This window comes from Curtobacterium sp. NPDC092190 (genome assembly GCF_044755625.1).
Taxonomy (GTDB): Bacteria; Actinomycetota; Actinomycetes; order Actinomycetales; family Microbacteriaceae; genus Curtobacterium.
In genome coordinates this window covers 226,215-241,753 of sequence record NZ_JBIVRJ010000005.1, presented here as the reverse complement: position 1 = coordinate 241,753, position 15,539 = coordinate 226,215, and the positions used below count along the sequence as shown (strand labels likewise).

Here is a 15,539-nt window from a genome sequence, read left to right as displayed (position 1 = left end):
CGACCGGGACCGCCCGCGGCGGCGGCCGCAGCCGCCGCCGCCGCTGCCGCGGGCGGAGCCGCGCTGCCGCCTACGCGGCCGGAGCGTCGGCGGCGCCGGCCCGCCGGAACGGCGCCCGCAACGTCGGCACGATGTCCTTCCGGTTGATCCACAGCACCACGAGCGCCGCGACCACGTGCACCCCGCTCAGCACCCACCGCCCGCTCGTGTCCGTCACCACGAACTGCACCGCGAACAGTGCCACGAGCGCGATCGCCGACCACCGGTGGAAGCGCAGCGCGATGATGATCGCCACGCCCAGCACGGTCTGCGACGCGGTGAGCACGAACTCCTCGACCTGCCGACCATCGAGCGGCAGCCCGCCCGTCGTCCCGCCACCGAGCACGTGGGCGATCGGCAGCGACCCGACGAGCAGCGACCACTGGTTGACCTTCGACGCGATGAGCGTCCCGATCGCCGCGCCACCCATCCCCCGCAGGGCGAAGAGCGCTGCGACGATGAACTCGGGCGCCTCGGTGGCGAGCGGCGCGAGCCACTGCACGAGGAAGTAGCTGTCGATGCCGAGCGCGCTCCCCGACTCGACGAGTGCGTCCGCGAACGGCTCCGCCGACGACAGGATGACGGCGGCGGCCACGAGGAACAGTGCGACGATCGTCCAGCGGCGCGCACGCTGCGGCATCGAGGCGATGTTCCCCGCCATGCCGACCATCTCCTCGTCGCCGCCGTCGTCCGGCGCCCGCGACGCCCGCCACAGGTACGCGACGAAGGCGGCGAGCAGCACGAACCCGAACCACAGCGGGATCGAGCCCATCAGCGGGATGAGGAACGCGACGACCGCCAGGAGCGCCAGGAAGCCGATGTCCAGCCGTGAGGACTGCTCCAGCTGCAGCACCTTCGTCGCCGACCGGGGCAGGGTGCCGGCGCGGACGTACCGGCGGGCGACGAGCAGCGAGATCACCACGACGAGGGGCCAGCCGAACCCGAGCAGCAGCCGGTTCGAGCCGGTCATGTTCGCGGCGGCGAACTGCTCGTACGACGGGTCGTACCCGGAGCGGAACGCGTAGTACAGGTCGACGGCGTACTCGGGCAGCACAGCGATGAGCGCGAGGATCGCGATGGCGAGCGTCCCGGAGATGTCCTTCTGCGCGGCCTCGGCGGCCCAGGCGAGCAGGAACGAGGCGGCGACCACCGCACCGCCGAAGACCAGCAGGTCGACGACGGGGTTCGGGGCGGAGCCCGTGACCCGGAAGACCACGGCGGGCAGGGCGATCACGATGCAGATCGCGATGCGCCCCCAGGCGCTGCGTCCCATGCGGGCGGGCGGTGCGTCGGCATCGACGACGCGGACGGGTGAAGTGTCGATCACGGGGTGGTCCCTTGGTCGGGCCGCACCGATCGCGCAGGGGTGGGGAGCGCTTCGGCACGGCAGAACGGCCGAAGGTCTCGCTCGCCCGCCGGGTGGGACCGGCAGGTGGTGCACCGGGCCGATCGTCGTGATGGCCAGTGTGTCGATGCACGCGCTGGGAGCTACTCCCCTTCGCCGTCCACCCTGGCGCGCTCCCATCCGCGTGTGCAAGCCGATCGGGCCTGTTCGTCGACCCGAATCCGGGTCTTCCGTGGCCCGCCCCGGAACGGCGGGACGCGCTCGTGGCGCACCGTGTGACGGACGGGAGGCCCGTGGCAGCGCAACCACGGGCCTCCCGTCCGTCAGGTGGTCACCCGGAGGCGCGCCCGCCGCGTCCGAGCGCCATCTCGCGTCGGGCGCGTTCGAGCGCGAGCGCCGACCCGGCGTCCGGATCGGCGAGCAGTCGTCCGGTCTCGTCGACGTGCGCGCGGACGGCCTCGCCGCGACGATCGGACGCGTCTGCCAGGACGGGGGCGACGACGTCCTCGCCGAGCGAGACCAGCGCCCGGCTCAGCGCGAGCCGGGTCTCCCGGTCACCCTGACCGAGTTCGCGGGCGAGGCGTCGGGCGAGGGCGGGACCCTCCTCGGCCGGAGCGAGCAGGACGGCCGCGCGCCAGGCCGTCCGACGCACACCGGGGTCGTCGTCGCCGAGCCGGTCGGCCACCTCGGGGTACACCGACCCGTCGCGGATCTTCGACAGGGTGTGGAGCGCCTGCGAGCGAGCCTGCGCCTCGGGACGGTGCAGCTCGTGCGTCAGCCGGGGCACGACGGTCTCCGCCGGCAGCCTGACGAGCGCCCACGTCAGGGCCTCGCGCACCTGCAGGTCCGGCTCGACGGCACAGCGTTCGACGAGCACCTCGAGGTCGGACGGCCTCGCCTCGGTGCCGGCGGCCATCACGGCACGGAGTCGGACGGACGAGCGGGGGTCGGTGAGGTCGTCGGCGAGGGTGGTCATCCCCTCATGCAACACCGGGTACCCGCTGGTCACGTGCGCGCAGCCGAGGCATAGCGTGGACGGGACCCGTACCGCACCGGAAGGACTCCCCATGCCCCGCATCGGAACCAGTGACCTGCACGTGTTCCCCCTCGCCCTCGGCGGCAACGTCTTCGGCTGGACCGCCGACGAGCAGACCTCGCACCGGGTGCTCGACGCGTACACCTCGGCCGGGGGCGACTTCGTCGACACCGCGGACGTGTACTCCGCGTGGGCGCCGGGCAACGAGGGCGGCGAGTCGGAGCGCGTCATCGGCTCGTGGCTCCGCGCGTCCGGGAAGCGCGACGACGTCGTGGTCGCGACGAAGGTCTCGCAGCACCCGCAGTACAGCGGGCTGTCGGCGTCGAACGTCGCCGCGGCTGCCCGTGCGAGCCTCGAGCGGCTGGGCACCGACCGGATCGACCTGTACTACGCGCACTTCGACGACCAGGACACCCCGCTCGAGGAGACCGTCCGTGCGTTCGACCAGCTCGTGCAGGAGGGCCTCGTCCGGTACACGGCGATCTCGAACTACTCGCGTCCGCGTGCCGAGGAGTGGATCCGCATCGCGAAGGACAACGGGCTGGCGCTGCCCGTCGCGATCCAGCCGCACTACAACCTCGTCACCCGTGAGCCCTACGAGTCGGACATCGCCCCGCTCGCCGCGTCCGAGGGCCTGGGGGTCGTGCCCTACTTCGCCCTCGCCGCCGGGTTCCTGACCGGGAAGTACCGCACGAAGGACGACTTCGCCGGCAAGGACCGCGAGGGGCAGGTGTCGGGCTACTTCTCGGACGAGGGACTGGCCGTGGTCGACGCGCTCTCCCGCATCGCCGAGGCGCACGAGGCCGAGATCGCATCGGTCGCCCTCGCGTGGCTGCAGGCCCAGCCGGACGTCGTCGCGCCGATCGCGAGCGCGCGGAACACTGAGCAGCTGCCGGCGCTCCTGGCGTCCGCGGACCTCGAGCTGGGCGCCGAGGAGCTCCGCGCCCTGGACGAGGCGTCCGCGCGGGTCCCCGCCGCGTCCTGACCGGCGCCGCCCGCCCCGCCCCCGCGCCCCCGCGCCCCCGCGGCGCGGCTAGCCCCGCAGAACGCAACCTCGGCGGTTGCTCGCAGCGGTACAACGCTGTGAGCAACCGCCGAGGTTGCGTCTTGCGGAGAGGGGGGCGGGTCAGGTGCCGCTCGGGGCGAGCGAGCCGGTCAACGGCTGGCCGCTCGAGCGCGTCGCGAAGCACGAGATGAAGGTGTTGCCGCGGTCCCAGGTCTCCTGGTCGGGCGCGTAGGTGCCCTGCACCTGCACGTCGCCGTACCGCGCCGCCGCCGCGGTGTCGACGGCCTGGGCGGTCTGGCACACCTGCGCCGCCTGCGCCGCCAGGTCGTCCGGCCCCGGCCACGCTCCGGCCTCGACCTGGATGCGGGCGGTCAGCTGCCCGGCGTGCGCTGCCGTGCAGTCGACCACCGTGAAGGACTGCGCCCAGGCGTCGGTGAACGGCGACAGGCACTCACCGCCGGCGAGCTCGTTCCAGGCGTGCTCACCCGGGGCGGCCTGGGTGGTCGCGAACTGCAGCGGCGGCGCGGGGGCCGCGGCGGCTTCGGTGGACTGCTCTGCCGAGGGCTCGTCCGAGGGAGCGGCCGACGCAGCGGCGGACGACGCGCTCGCCGCGGGAGCGCTCTCCTCGCTGATGGAGTTCCCGAGGATCCAGCGGGTGAGCCCGAAGACCGCCACGAGCAGCACCACGATGAGCACGACGGCGCCGATCACGAGCAACTGCTTGCCGCGCTTGCCCTCGCCCGCGAGCCGACCGAAGCCCTCGTTGATGAAGTTGTCCCGTCCGCCGCCGTCGCCGGGAGTCGTGCTCCCCGAGGCCGCGCGGTCGGGAGCCGTCCCACGGGTTGCTGCGCGTGCACCGGGCGTCCCGTCACGACCGGGAGCGCCGGCCGGAGCGGCGACCGCGGGCATCATGCGCGTCCCCGAGTCCTCGGGGTCGTACCCGGTGTCGCCGAGCTGCCCGACCGCAGCCGTGCCGAACAGGTCCTTGATGACGCTCGTGTCGCTCGTCTCGCGGCCGTCCCACTCGTCCTGGTCGAGGTCGTCCGGTGCAGCGGCGGGCAGGCGCTCGACGGGGTGTTCGTCCGTTCGCTCGTCGTGCTGCTCGTCGTGGACGTCGTCCTCGTCGCGGCGGTCGCTGCGGGCGTCGCGATCGCCGGCCAGCCCCCGGAGGTCCTGGCCGACGGACGGCGGGAGGTGCGCCGGGTACGCAGCGGTGGCGTCCGACGACGCCGGTTCGATCAGCGGCGGCGCCGCGGTCGGCGGCACGGTGGCGTCGGGCTCCGCCCACCAGGGGGTCGCCGCTGTAGCGACGGGCATCGGCGCGTCCGCATCGGAGTCGTCACGTCCGACACTGCCCACGGCCGGCAGCGCCGTCGTCCGTGCCACGTCGTCGTCCTTCGCATCCGCCGGGGCCGACGTCGGCACCGGAGCGGGTACCGGCAGCGGTGCCGGCACCGGCGCCGCGAGCAGCCCGCTCGGGAGCCCACCGGCAGGCGTGTCGACCTCGCCCGCGACCACGTCGTCGTCCGCCTCGTCCGCGAGCGACCACGACCGCGCCCCGAGTGCCGTGGTGTCGAACCGGTCGGTCGTCAGCGTCGTCGGGACCTCGCCGGTCTCGTCGTCCCGGATCGCCCAGTCGAACGGCCGTTCCGTCGCGCCGGCCGGGGCAGCGTCGCCCGCTCCCTGCAGGCGCAGCAGCTCGGTGAAGCTCGGCGGCTCGTTCGTGGGTGCCGGCGCGGGCGGCAGGACGTTCTCGACCCCGAGCGGCTGCGCGACCGGCCCGGTCGGCGTCGGCGCGGGCGTTCCCGGCTGCGACCCGGTGACCCGCCCGAGCCAGTCGACGTCGCTGCGCCCCTGGCCGAACGGGTCGGCACGTCGTCGCTCGTCGTCGACGGCGCGGTTCTCGGCAGCGCGCTCGTCCCGGTGGCGCATCGCGGTCGGCAGCGAGATCGAGGACGGGTGCGAGACCGTGCTCGTCGGCGGCACCGGCGCAGCGGGCGGGATGCGGTCCCCGAGCGTCTCGCGCTCGTGCTCGGCCGTCGCCTGCGGGTTCTCCGACGGCTCGCGGAGCTCGTCGCCCATGTGGATCGCCTGGGTCGCCCCGGCATCCTCGTCGGACTCGGATCCGGACGCAGCCCCGGACGTGGACCCCGGCCCGGACCCGGCCTCACGGTCGCCGACGGGCGGCGCCGGCACGACCGGCGCGGGCACGACCGGTGCGGGATCGACGGCCTCCGGCTCGAACGGCTCCGGCAGCGGCGCGCCGGTCTCACGAGCGGCCCGCTCCGCCTCGCGCCGCTCGCGGCGCGAGGGCCACTCGTCGGCACCACGCGGCGCACCGAAGATGTCGGCGGCGCTGCGGAGACCGCGGAACGGAGCGTCCGAGCCGGACGCGCGCAGGGCCTCCCGGTCGTCCGCCCCGTCTGCCGGGCCGGACGGACGGTCGGGATCGCGCGCGTCGTCCGGACGCTCCCCGGTCACGCGCTCAGCCCCAGGTCGGCCAGTCCGATCGCGGCGAAGTAGGGGTAGCCGGCCGCCTCGATGCGCTCCTTCGCGCCGGTGTCGCGGTCGACGACGACGGCCACTGCGGCGATGATCGCGCCCTCGCGCTCGAGCGCCTCGGCAGCCTTGAGCGGCGAGCCGCCCGTCGTGGAGGTGTCCTCGAGCACGACGACGCGCTTGCCGCGGACGTCCGGACCCTCGACCTGGCGACCGCGGCCGTGGTCCTTCGGCTCCTTGCGCACGACGAACGCGTCGTAGGCGAGGCCGCGCGCCGCGGCCTGGTGCAGCACGGCGCTCGCGATCGGGTCGGCGCCCATGGTGAGACCACCGACGGCGTCGACGTCCGGCACCTGCTGCAGCAGGTCCGTCATCACCTGACCGATGAGCGGAGCGACCCGGTGGTCGAGGCTCACCTTGCGCAGGTCGATGTAGTACGACGCCTGCTTGCCGCTGGTGAGCGTGAAGTCGCCGTGGAACACCGCGTCTGCGGAGATGTGCTGGATCAGCTGGTCGCGCGTGTCGGTCACAGCCCACAAGGGTAGTCGCTCGGCCCCGGAACGCCATCGCCAGGCGGCGTCACGGCTCGCTCGGTACGCTCCGCTCATGTCACCCGTCGCGCCCGGCCCGTCCGGCCGCGCTGCGGTCCCGGAGCCGGTCGCGATCGCTCCGGCGGGTCCGCCGTCGCGCCGCCGGTGGGTCGCGTCCGGCCAGGAGGCACTGGGCGCCGCCGTCGCGCTCGCCCTGTCCGTCATCGCCCTCGGCCACGTCCTGGCCACCGAGCGGGTCGCCCTGCTCTGGTACGACGGCGACTCCGTCCTGCTGCCGCTCGTCGAGCGGTCGATCCGGCTCGGGCAGCCGTTCGAGTGGGCGATGTCACCGGCCCTGTTCTTCTTCCCCGAGCTGCCCGTCTACCTGCTCTGCTCCCTCGTCACCGCGACCCCGCAGCAGGCGCTGGCGCTGAACGGCGTGCTCGTGCTGCTCGCCGTGTACGCGCTGGTGCGGGCGGCGGCGAACGAGCTCATGCCGGCCGCACGCCGGTCGGCCAGGATCGCGGTGTCCGCCGTCGCGCTCGGGTTCGTGACCGCGATCGTGCTCACGGAGTACACCGCCACCGCGACCTCGCTCGAGCTCGGATCACTCCTCCTGACGACGACCTACTACTACGGCGCTGTGCTCGCCATGCTCGGCACCGCGGTCCTGGTGCTCCGAGCGGTCCGGACCGGCCGTGCCTCCGTCGTCGTCCTCGTCGTGACCGGGCTCGTCGCCGCGTGCACCACGGCGTCGAACCCGTTGTACGTCCCGTGGTCGGCGGCGCCCGTCGTCGTGACCCTCGTGCTGCTCTCGCTCGCGCGACGCGTCCCCTGGCGTCCGACCGGGTGGATGTCGGCCGTCCTCGTCGCCGGGTCCGTCGTCGGGTACCTGCTCCGGATCCCGCTCGCCCCGTTCGTGTCGCTCGACCCGTCGACCTACGTGCACCCGGAGCAGGCGGGCCGGACGCTCGCCTTCTTCGCGGCGCTGACCGACGACCGCGCCGGGTCGGCCCGTGGCGACGCCGAGCTGCTGCTGCTCTTCGCGGGCGTGGTGCTGGCCGTCGGCGGCACGGTCTGGGCCTGGCGGGTGCGGACCGCGCGGACCGTGCTCGTCGCGACCGTGCTGCCGCTCGTGACGGTCGTGGCGGTGTCCGTCGGGGTGGTCGTCGCCGGGTCGGAGACCCCGCGGTACCTCGAGCCGATCGTGACCGCACCGCTCCTGGCGCTCGTCGCCGTCGCCGAGCTCGTGCGCTCCGCCGTCCGTCGGACCCGGGTGCACCGGCCGCGCCGCGGCGTGCAGCTCGCCGCGGCGATCGCCGCGGCGGTGGTCCTGCTCGGCGGGGCGGCCGTCGCCCCGACCACGGTCAGCACCGTCGCGACGGCCCGGTACGCGCCGGCGGACTGCCTGGACCGCTGGGCGGACGGCCGGCAGGTCACCGGCGTCGGGCAGTTCTGGACCGTCCGGCCCCTGGCGGCGTACGCGTCCGACGACGTCGAGCTCCTGCAGGTCCGGGACACGTTCGAGACCTACCCGTGGCTCGTCGACCTCGGTGCCTACCGGGATGCCAGACCGACCTTCGTGGTGATCGGTGCCAACGACGTCTGGACGACCGCGGTCGAGGACTCGCTCGGGGCGCCGGCGACCATCACGCACTGCACCGGGTTCGACGTCTACGACTACGCGGGCACGGTCGGGGCGGCCGTCCTGCAGCGCGACGTGGTCGGCAGCGCGGACGCCATCCGTCGCGAGCGGGGCTTCTGAGGCGCGGTCGCGGCCCGCGATGCCGTCGGGAGTTCTCCACAGGCGGCGCGGCGGCGTGTCGCGCGGGCTGTACGGATGTATAGGCTCGACCCCGTGACTCGTCCCACAAGCCACCGCGTCCCGCGCCCCGCCCTCCGTCTCCGCATCGCCGCCACCGGCCTGGCCCTCGCCGGCCTGCTCGCGACGGTGCTCGTCGACGCGCCGAGCGCGAGCGCCGCGAAGTACCCCTCGTGGGACGAGGTCATGGCGGCCCGGGGGCAGGAGTCCGCGAAGCAGGAACAGATCACGAAGATCCGCGGGGTCATCTCCGGCCTGTCGGACCAGGTGCAGGAAGCCGAGGCCGAGGCGAAGCGCCTCGGTGACGACTTCTTCGACGCGCAGAGCGAAGCGCAGGAAGCCGCGGCCACCGAGCAGAAGCTCCGTGCCGAGGCCGACGAGCACGCCGAGATCGCCGAGCGCAGCGCGTCGCAGGCGGGGCAGTTCGCGGCGCAGATGGCGCGGCACGGTGGCGCCGACGTGACGGCGTCGGTCCTGGCCGAGGGCGAGGACGCCCGCGACCTGCTGTACGACCTCGGCGCCCTGAGCAAGCTGTCGGAGCAGGCCGAGCGGGTCGAGGCGGCGGCGAGCGCCGACGCCTCGGTCGCCCGGTCGCTGACCGCGCAGGCCGACCGCGCGTCGAAGGCGCTCGACGAGCTCGCCGCCGAGGCCGAGCGCAAGATGCAGGCGGCCCAGGCAGCCGCCGACAAGGTCCAGGCCGCGTACGACGAGCAGCAGGAGAACAAGGCGCGGCTCGACGCCCAGCTCGCGACCCTGACCTCGGGGCGTGTCCGCACCGAGGCCGAGTTCGCCGAGGGTGAGAAGGTCCGCAAGGCGGCTGAGGAGAAGGCCCGGCAGGAGGCCGAGGCCGCCCGGCAGCGCGAAGCCCAGCGGCTGGCCGAGGCACAGGCGGCGGCAGCGAACCGCGGTGGCGGCGGCGGCGCGCCCGCTCCGGCTGCCGGCGGTGGCGGCGGTGGCGGCGGGGTCGGTTCCGGCTCCGGCACCGGTTGGGTGCGCCCCGGCGGTGGCTACGTCATCAGCCCGTACGGGTACCGCGTGCACCCGATCACCGGTCGCGTCACGAAGCACGACGGTCTCGACCTGACGAGCGGCTGCTCGACGGCGATCGTCGCGGCCTCGTCCGGCACGGTCGAGTACGTCGGCTGGTACGGCGGGTACGGCAACTACGTCCGCATCAACCACGGCGGCGGTGTCTCGACCGCGTACGGCCACATCGTGAACGGCGGGTTCCGGGTCTCCCCCGGCCAGCAGGTCTCGGCGGGGCAGCTCATCGCCCTGGTCGGCTCGACGGGCAACTCGACCGGCTGCCACCTGCACTACGAGGTCCACATCAACGGCGCCACGATCGACCCGGCTCCGTTCATGGCGGCGCGGGGCGTCCGCCTCTAGTCCGGAGCGAACGGCGGGCGCCGCGCGGCACTGCACTGCGGGCGGCGCACGGCGGGTAGCGGGCGGCACACGTCACGCCGCGACTCCGACATCGCACCTGTCGATCGACGGGTGCGATGTCGCACACCCGGCCAGATTCGTCGGGCCAGCGGCGTCGGGCCGGAGGCGCCGGGTGTCAGCTCCTGGTCCGGCGCGAGCGGCGTGCCAGCCGTCACCGGTAGGTTCGATCCCATGCGCGTGGCGACCTGGAACGTGAACTCCGTCCGCACCCGAGTGGGCCGGATCGTCGACTGGCTGGTGCGCGAGGACGTCGACGTCCTCGGCATGCAGGAGATCAAGTGCAAGCCGGAGCAGTTCCCGGGCGAGGCGTTCGAGGCGGCCGGCTACCAGGTCGAGGCGCACGGGCTGAACCAGTGGAACGGCGTCGCGTTCGCCAGTCGCCTGCCGATGGAGGACGTCACCCGTGACTTCCCCGGTCAGCCCGGCTTCCTCAAGGGCCACGAGGGGCCGGACCTGCCGGTCGAGGCACGGGCGATGGGCGTCACCGTCGACGGTGTCCGTCTGTGGAGCCTCTACGTCCCGAACGGCCGGGAGCTCGGTGACCCGCACTACACGTACAAGCTCGACTGGCTCGCACAGCTGGCCGACCGCACGACCGAGTGGCTCGACGCCGAACCGGACACCCCGCTCGCGCTGATGGGCGACTGGAACGTCGCGCCGCTCGACCAGGACGTCTGGGACCTCCGGGTGTTCGAGGGCGCGACGCACGTCAGCGAGCCGGAGCGTGCGGCGTTCCGCGAGTTCGAGACCCGCGGGCTGCAGGACGTCGTCCGCCCCCTCGTGCCCGAGGGCTACACCTACTGGGACTACAAGTCGCTCCGCTTCCCGCGCAACGAGGGCATGCGCATCGACTTCGTGCTCGGGTCGCAGGCGTTCGCGGACGTCACCGTCGGCGCCACGATCCACCGCGACGAGCGCAAGGGCGACGCCCCGAGCGACCACGTCCCGGTGTCGGTCGACCTCGACCTGGAGACCTCGCTCGACGACGATCGTCCGATGATCTTCTGACGCCGGCCCGGTCCCGGCCGACAGCCGGCGCCGCGCCCGCGATCTCCGAGCGCGCCCGCGCCCGACGTCCCCGAGCGCGCCCGCCGCTGACGTCCCCGAGCGCGCCCGTCCCTGTCGTCTCCGAGCGCGCCCGTCCCTGTCGTCTCCGAGCGCGCTCGAGGCCACCCTGTGCCCGCTCGGACCACCGCGAGCGTGCACGACGTGCCGCGCGGTGGTCACCGACCGGGCTCGATCGGTCGGCCGAACCCGCTGACCGTGACAGGAATGGCCCGGTCAGCACCGGCGGGCACCGGCATGCACCGGCATGCACCGGCAGGCACCGGCAGGCACCGGCAGGCCCGGGCGGCGCGTCCGCGCGCTAGGGGTGCAGGAGCGCGGCGATGACGACCAGGACCGGGACGGCGCCGATCGTCGAGACGAGCACCACGTCGCGCGCCACCGGGACGGCCGCCTGGTAGCGCTGAGCGTAGTTGAACACGTTCTGGGCCGCCGGCAGCGCCCCCAGGGTGGTGAGGACGAAGACGTCCTGGTCGTCGAGCCCGAAGACGAACCGGGCGACGACGTACGCCACCGCCGGCATGACGAGCAGCTTGAGCGCCGAGGCCACGAGCACGTCCGGTCGCGTGGCACGGTCCCGCAGCGGGGTCGCGCCGTGCAGGCTCATGCCGAACGACAGCAGCACCACGGGCACCGCAGCAGCACCCACCAACGAGAACGGTTCGAGCACGGGCGCCGGCAGCTCGAGGCGGAGCGAGGAGCACACGAGACCGACGAGCGAGGCGATGATGATCGGGTTCCGGAAGGGTCCGACGACCCGGGACCGCCACCCACCACCGCCCGCCGTCGCCGCGTCGAGGACCGTCAGGGCGAGCGGGGCCAGCACGACGAGCTGCAGCAGGATGACCGGGACGACCGCGGTTGCCTGGCCGAGGACGTACACCGCGACCGGCAGACCGATGTTGTTCGCGTTCACGTAGCCGGACGCCAGGGCCCCGACCGTGGTCGTGGCGACGGACCGCCGGAGCACCAGGCGGAACACCGCGACGGCGACGAGCCCGACCGTGACGGCACTGACCAGCGACACCCAGAGCATCGGGGAGAGCAAGGACTCGATGTGCGCCGTGGCGATGGTGTGGAAGAGCAGGCACGGCATGAGCACGAAGAACGCCAGGCGGCTCATCACGAACTGCGCGTGCGGACCGAGCAGGCGGACGCGCCCGACCACGTAGCCGGCGGCGATGATCGCGCCGATGATCGCGAACCCCGTCAACACGCCACCCATCGCACCCATCCTCGCAGCCCGACGGCACGGACGGCGACCAGCACGGCAACACGTGCGGCCGACCGGCCTACATGTGACGTCACTCAGCCGGGAAATGCGTACGCATCGAATACCGTTGCAGGCACCATGACCTCGACGCCCGACACGCTCTCCCGTTCGACCGACTCCAGCCAGCCCCTCGTGCCGCTGCTCGAGGAGCGCTGGAGCCCGCGCTCCTACGACGACACCGCGACGATGACCGACGCCCAGCTCGACGCCGTCCTCGAGGCCGCTCGCTGGGCCGCGTCCGCGATGAACCACCAGCCGCGCCGCTTCGTCGCCGGCCGCCGCGGCACGGACACGTTCGCGAAGATCAACGACAACCTGCTCGGCTTCAACGCCGCGTGGGCCTTCCGCGCCAGCGCCCTGGTGGTCGGCGTCCTCGAGACCACGACCGAGGACGGCGACGAGCGCCCCTTCGCACAGTACGACCTCGGCCAGTCCCTCACCGCGCTGACCGTGCAGGCGCACGCCGAGGGCCTCCACGTGCACCAGATGGCCGGCATCGACGCCGAGGGCCTCCGCGCCGCCTTCGACCTGCCCGAGCGCTTCCTCCCCTACACCGTGACCGCGATCGGCACCGTGGCAGACCCGTCGCAGCTCGACGAGAAGGCCGCCGAGCGCGAGGTCGCTCCGCGCACCCGCCTGCCCCTCGACGAGGTCGTCCTCGTCAAGGAGTAGGGACGACGCGCAGCAGCGCACGACGACGGCCGGGACCCCGCTGCCCACCGGGCCTGACAGAATCGGTGTCATGACCACGCCCCGCCTCGTCGCCTTCGACCTCGACGACACCCTCGCGCCGTCGAAGTCCCCGCTCGACCCGCGCATGCTCGAGACGTTCGCCGCGCTGCTCGCCACCGTGCCCGTCGCGGTGATCTCGGGCGGCAACTTCCAGCAGTTCGAGCAGCAGCTCGTGCACCCGCTCCGCGAGCGCGAGGGCCTCGTGCTCGACGACCTGCACCTGCTCCCGACGTGCGGTACGGCGTACTACCGCTGGTCCGGGTCGGACTGGGCCCTGCAGTACGCCGAGGACCTGACGGACGACGAGAAGGCCCGTGCCCTCGCGGCCGTCGAGTCGCAGGCGAAGGCCGCCGGCTACTGGGAGTCGGAGACCTGGGGCGAGATCCTCGAGGACCGCGGCTCGCAGATCACGTTCTCGGCGCTCGGGCAGTCCGCTCCGGTGGACGTCAAGAAGCGCTGGGACCCGACCGGCGAGAAGAAGGACCACCTGCGTCGGCTCGTCCAGGCGGAGCTCCCGGACCTCGAGGTCCGCTCCGGCGGGTCGACCAGCGTCGACATCACCCGGAAGGGCATCGACAAGGCGTACGGCATGCGTCGCCTCGCCGAGCTGACGGGCATCCCGCTCGACGACATGCTGTTCGTCGGCGACCGCCTCGACCCCGAGGGCAACGACTACCCGGTGAAGGCCCTCGGCGTGCCCTGCCACGCGGTGGAGGGCTGGGAGGACACCGACGCGTTCCTCACGGACCTGATCCCCACCCTGCGCTGACGCGCACACGGACGGACGGGAGGCCCGGTGCCAGCTCGCACCGGGCCTCCCGTCCGTCCCGTGGTGGCGTCAGGCGCGACGTCGCCCGGCGTCAGGGGATGCTGCGGGCCGCCTCGACGAAGGAGCGGATCTTCGCGGCGTCCTTGACGCCGCGCTCCGACTCGACGCCGCTCGAGACGTCGACGCCGTCCGGGTCGAGCGCCTGCACGGCGGCGACGACGTTCGCGGGCGTCAGACCGCCCGCGAGGATCCAGGCCTCGTCCACCCGATCGGCGAGCGTCGCCGGGTCGACCAGCGTGCCGCTGCCGGGCACCGCGGCGTCGAGCAGCAGCAGGTCGTGGTCGAACGCCGCGCGCTGCTCGGCGGTCTCGCGCAGGTAGTCGTCGGCGGACACCGCGCGGATGGTGAAGAAGCCCGCGTCGCGGGCACGGGCGAAGTCGCTGGCCGACTCGCGGCCGTGCAGCTGCAGGGTGGTGAGCCCCACCTCGGAGGCGATGCCCACGACCTCGTCGATCGGCTGGTCTCGGAAGACCCCGACGGCGTCGATGCCGTCGGGCACCCGCTCGACGAGCTCCTTGGCCAGGTCGGCCGTCACGGTGCGGGGGCTGCCGGCGGCGAACACGAACCCGACCGCGTCCGCACCGGCGTCCACAGCGGCGTCCACGGTCTCGGGCGTCGACAGGCCGCAGATCTTGATCCAGCGCTGGTCGCTCATGGTCCCATCCTGCCAGGGCGGACCGTCGGACGATGCCCTCGATCTGCGCTGTGGACGAACCCGCTCAGTGCAGCGTGCCCGCGACGTACGCTGCCGCACACGCGGCGAGCACACCGAACGTGGCGAACGAGCCGACGAGCACGTTCCGGCGACGCCAGCGGCGCACCGCCGTGAAGGTCCCGCGCTTCGCGTGCTTGTGCGCCGCGCGGTGCAGCTTGTGGTCACGCTTGTGCTTCGTGCGGTCCGGCCCGAGCGGCACGGGACCGGTGATCTGCGTCGACCCGCCGCGCAACGCGTTCGCGACGGCCACTGCCGTCGGGCGCTTCGCCGGGTCGCGGTGCGTCATCTTGGCGAGCAGGTCCTTCCACTCGACACCGACCTCCGCGGGGACCTGCGGGTCGTTCCGGAGCCGCGCGAGGGCAGCCTCGATGAGGGTGCCGGAGTACTCCTGCTTGCCGGTCAGCGACTCGAGCAGCACCAGGCCGAGCGAGTACACGTCGGTCGCGAAGCCGATCGGCTCACCGGCCACCTGTTCCGGGCTGAGGTACGCGGCCGTACCGATGATCGTGCCGTCGTTCGTCAGGCGGGAGCCGTCGACGAAGTGGGCGACGCCGAAGTCGGTGAGCTTGACCGAGCGGACGAAGCCGGATGCGCCCTCGTCGTTGATGAGGATGTTCGCCGGCTTGACGTCACGGTGCACGATGCCGCGCGAGTGCACGTAGGCCAGGGCGTCGGCGAGCTGTGCGCCGAGGTCGGCGACCTCGTAGTTGTGCAGCGCACCGCCCGCGAGCCGACGGAGCAGCGTCGTGTCGGCGATGAGCTCCATCACGATGAAGCGGTGCGGACCGTCCTCGAACTCGTGGGTCCCGGCGTCGTAGAGCGGGACGAGGCCCGGGTGCGAGAGCATGCTGAGCAGGCGGATCTCGCGCTCCTGGCGGACGCGGTCGGCCGTGGTCATCGAGTCCGGTGTCGCGAACAGCTTCACGGCGACGAGCCGGTAGGTGTGCTCGTCGCGGGCCTCGTACACGGACCCCATGCCACCGGTACCGATGAGCTTGACGAGCCGGTAGCGGCCGGAGAGGACCGTGTCGGCTCGTGCGCTGTCGACCAGGGTCATGGTGCACGTCGTTCCGTCTGGAGCCATCGGGGACCGCGGCACACGCCGCGAACTGACTCGCCGTCAACGGTACGCGTCCCACCTCGATCCCGCAGGGGCGTTACGACATCGTGATGGGGGACAGATGCCCGTGGATCCGCGG

13 protein-coding genes are annotated in these 15,539 nt (G+C 73.4%); 6 read left to right on the top strand and 7 right to left on the bottom strand.

Annotated elements, in window-relative coordinates; translation table 11 throughout:
- Nucleotides 1-70: 70 nt before the first annotated feature.
- A complete protein-coding gene (locus tag ACIQFY_RS14005) occupies nucleotides 71-1,366 on the bottom strand; it encodes a sodium:proton exchanger (protein WP_400340591.1) in 1,296 nt (431 codons plus the stop codon).
- 349 nt (nucleotides 1,367-1,715) lie between these two features.
- Nucleotides 1,716-2,360 (bottom strand): HEAT repeat domain-containing protein, encoded by a 645-nt coding sequence (locus ACIQFY_RS14000; protein ID WP_400340590.1) that lies wholly within the window; start codon nucleotides 2,358-2,360, stop codon nucleotides 1,716-1,718.
- Nucleotides 2,361-2,451: 91 nt separating this feature from the next.
- On the opposite strand from ACIQFY_RS14000, the gene ACIQFY_RS13995 reads away from it, so the two are divergent.
- Nucleotides 2,452-3,405: an aldo/keto reductase gene (locus ACIQFY_RS13995; RefSeq protein ID WP_400340588.1), complete on the top strand. Its 954-nt coding sequence runs from the start codon at nucleotides 2,452-2,454 to the stop codon at nucleotides 3,403-3,405.
- Between the two features lie 141 nt (nucleotides 3,406-3,546).
- Here ACIQFY_RS13995 and ACIQFY_RS13990 read toward each other — a convergent pair whose 3' ends face one another.
- Both ACIQFY_RS13990 and pyrE read right to left on the bottom strand, forming a co-directional pair.
- Nucleotides 3,547-5,907, bottom strand: a complete 2,361-nt coding sequence (locus ACIQFY_RS13990) for a hypothetical protein (RefSeq protein ID WP_400340586.1) — start codon at nucleotides 5,905-5,907, stop codon at nucleotides 3,547-3,549.
- Nucleotides 5,904-6,455: an orotate phosphoribosyltransferase gene (pyrE, locus tag ACIQFY_RS13985; RefSeq protein WP_058729844.1), complete on the bottom strand. Its 552-nt coding sequence runs from the start codon at nucleotides 6,453-6,455 to the stop codon at nucleotides 5,904-5,906. Before pyrE ends, ACIQFY_RS13990 begins: the two co-directional genes overlap by 4 nt.
- A 76-nt stretch (nucleotides 6,456-6,531) precedes the next feature.
- Here pyrE and ACIQFY_RS13980 point away from each other — a divergent pair, with 76 nt between their 5' ends.
- The 3 genes from ACIQFY_RS13980 to ACIQFY_RS13970 all read left to right on the top strand — a co-directional run bounded on the left by ACIQFY_RS13980 (nucleotide 6,532) and on the right by ACIQFY_RS13970 (nucleotide 10,734).
- Nucleotides 6,532-8,220 carry a hypothetical protein gene (locus tag ACIQFY_RS13980; RefSeq protein ID WP_400340584.1) on the top strand — a complete coding sequence of 563 codons (1,689 nt, stop codon included), beginning with the start codon at nucleotides 6,532-6,534 and terminating at the stop codon, nucleotides 8,218-8,220.
- A gap of 93 nt (nucleotides 8,221-8,313) precedes the next feature.
- Nucleotides 8,314-9,666, top strand: coding sequence for a peptidoglycan DD-metalloendopeptidase family protein (locus tag ACIQFY_RS13975; RefSeq protein ID WP_400340582.1), 1,353 nt, complete (start codon nucleotides 8,314-8,316; stop codon nucleotides 9,664-9,666).
- A gap of 231 nt (nucleotides 9,667-9,897) precedes the next feature.
- A complete protein-coding gene (locus ACIQFY_RS13970) occupies nucleotides 9,898-10,734 on the top strand; it encodes an exodeoxyribonuclease III (RefSeq protein WP_400340581.1) in 837 nt (278 codons plus the stop codon).
- A gap of 358 nt (nucleotides 10,735-11,092) precedes the next feature.
- On the opposite strand, the gene ACIQFY_RS13965 is transcribed toward ACIQFY_RS13970, so the two are convergent.
- Complete coding sequence (locus ACIQFY_RS13965; RefSeq protein ID WP_400340579.1) at nucleotides 11,093-12,016, bottom strand: AEC family transporter; 924 nt, start codon at nucleotides 12,014-12,016, stop codon at nucleotides 11,093-11,095.
- Nucleotides 12,017-12,142: 126 nt separating this feature from the next.
- On the opposite strand from ACIQFY_RS13965, the gene ACIQFY_RS13960 reads away from it, so the two are divergent.
- Together ACIQFY_RS13960 and ACIQFY_RS13955 are read left to right on the top strand one after the other, a co-directional pair.
- Nucleotides 12,143-12,736: a nitroreductase family protein gene (locus tag ACIQFY_RS13960; RefSeq protein WP_400340577.1), complete on the top strand. Its 594-nt coding sequence runs from the start codon at nucleotides 12,143-12,145 to the stop codon at nucleotides 12,734-12,736.
- A 70-nt stretch (nucleotides 12,737-12,806) separates the two neighbouring features.
- Nucleotides 12,807-13,565 carry an HAD-IIB family hydrolase gene (locus ACIQFY_RS13955; RefSeq protein ID WP_209684113.1) on the top strand — a complete coding sequence of 253 codons (759 nt, stop codon included), beginning with the start codon at nucleotides 12,807-12,809 and terminating at the stop codon, nucleotides 13,563-13,565.
- A gap of 91 nt (nucleotides 13,566-13,656) precedes the next feature.
- Here ACIQFY_RS13955 and ACIQFY_RS13950 read toward each other — a convergent pair whose 3' ends face one another.
- On the bottom strand, nucleotides 13,657-14,280 hold the full coding sequence (locus ACIQFY_RS13950) for a phosphoribosylanthranilate isomerase (RefSeq protein ID WP_400340575.1): 624 nt from the start codon (nucleotides 14,278-14,280) through the stop codon (nucleotides 13,657-13,659).
- Nucleotides 14,281-14,344: 64 nt separating this feature from the next.
- Nucleotides 14,345-15,397, bottom strand: coding sequence for a serine/threonine-protein kinase (locus ACIQFY_RS13945; RefSeq protein WP_066652012.1), 1,053 nt, complete (start codon nucleotides 15,395-15,397; stop codon nucleotides 14,345-14,347).
- Nucleotides 15,398-15,539 lie beyond the last annotated feature (142 nt).